Annotated in this window: 1 protein-coding gene and 1 pseudogene; both read left to right on the forward strand. The window is 32.3% G+C overall.

Going from position 1 to position 1,010, the window contains the following annotated elements; translation table 11 throughout:
* Positions 1-183, forward strand: a pseudogene (locus AB4Y90_RS18030) (hypothetical protein); the annotation flags it as partial.
* 268 nt (positions 184-451) lie between these two features.
* Positions 452-982, forward strand: a complete 531-nt coding sequence (locus tag AB4Y90_RS18035; protein WP_441558938.1) for an RNA methyltransferase — start codon at positions 452-454, stop codon at positions 980-982.
* Positions 983-1,010: the final 28 nt, after the last annotated feature.

The raw sequence follows: 1,010 nt of genomic DNA on the forward strand, positions 1-1,010 counted from the left end.
GTGATCAATCTTGGATTGTTTATGATTCCATTGACGGTGTTTGTATATTATGTATTGATGAGTCTGGAACTGATTGCTGAAGAGATTGAAGATCCTTTTAATAATGATGAAAATGATATCCCGATGGAAACAATTGCTCAGAATATCGAGAAAAACGTACATCAGATTATGGGAAAAAAATAAATTAAATTGTAAAGAACAACTTGAATGTTCAACATTAAGAAATTAAGATTTTAAGTAAACGATAATTAATGAAGAAATAAACAAGTTTATTTTAATTAAGAAAATTTAAGGTAAAAAAGATTCAATTCTATAAAAATCTGTGTAAATCTGCGGGATCTGTGGGAGCTTTTTACGGATTGCACAGATGTACACAAATAAATATTTAATAAAAATCGAAATCCATTCCTAAAGAAGAATTCGTAAATTGTAAATAAGAAATAAAATTATTTTGGTAAATAAATTAAAATTGGAAGAACTCAACAGAATTGATGTGGAAACTTTTAAAAAAGTTGAGAAAATTCCGTTGGTAGTTGTTTTAGACAACATCAGAAGCATGCACAATGTAGGCGCAACTTTCAGAACAGCAGATGCTTTTCTGATTCAGAAAATTATACTGTGCGGAATTACGCCACAACCGCCACATCGTGAAATTCACAAAGCAGCATTGGGTGCAACTGAAAGTGTAGACTGGAGTTACGAAAGCGATATTAACACAGCTATCAATGATTTAAAAAGCCAGGGTTTTGAAGTTGTAGGAATCGAGCAAACTACTAATAGTACGATGATTACAGATTTCAGCATTGACAAGACAAAAAAATATGCGGTAATTTTAGGAAATGAAGTAGAAGGAATAAGCGATGAAGCTTTGCAGAATATCGATTCTTTTATTGAAATTCCGCAGCTTGGAACAAAGCATTCTTTAAATGTAAGTGTATGCGGCGGAATTGTGATGTGGGAGTTTGCAAAAGCCCTAAAATAAAAAAACTGCGTCTGTCGAAAGACAGTGC

The sequence above is a fragment of the Chryseobacterium sp. 2TAF14 genome (genome assembly GCF_052115105.1).
Lineage (GTDB): Bacteria > Bacteroidota > Bacteroidia > Flavobacteriales > Weeksellaceae > Chryseobacterium.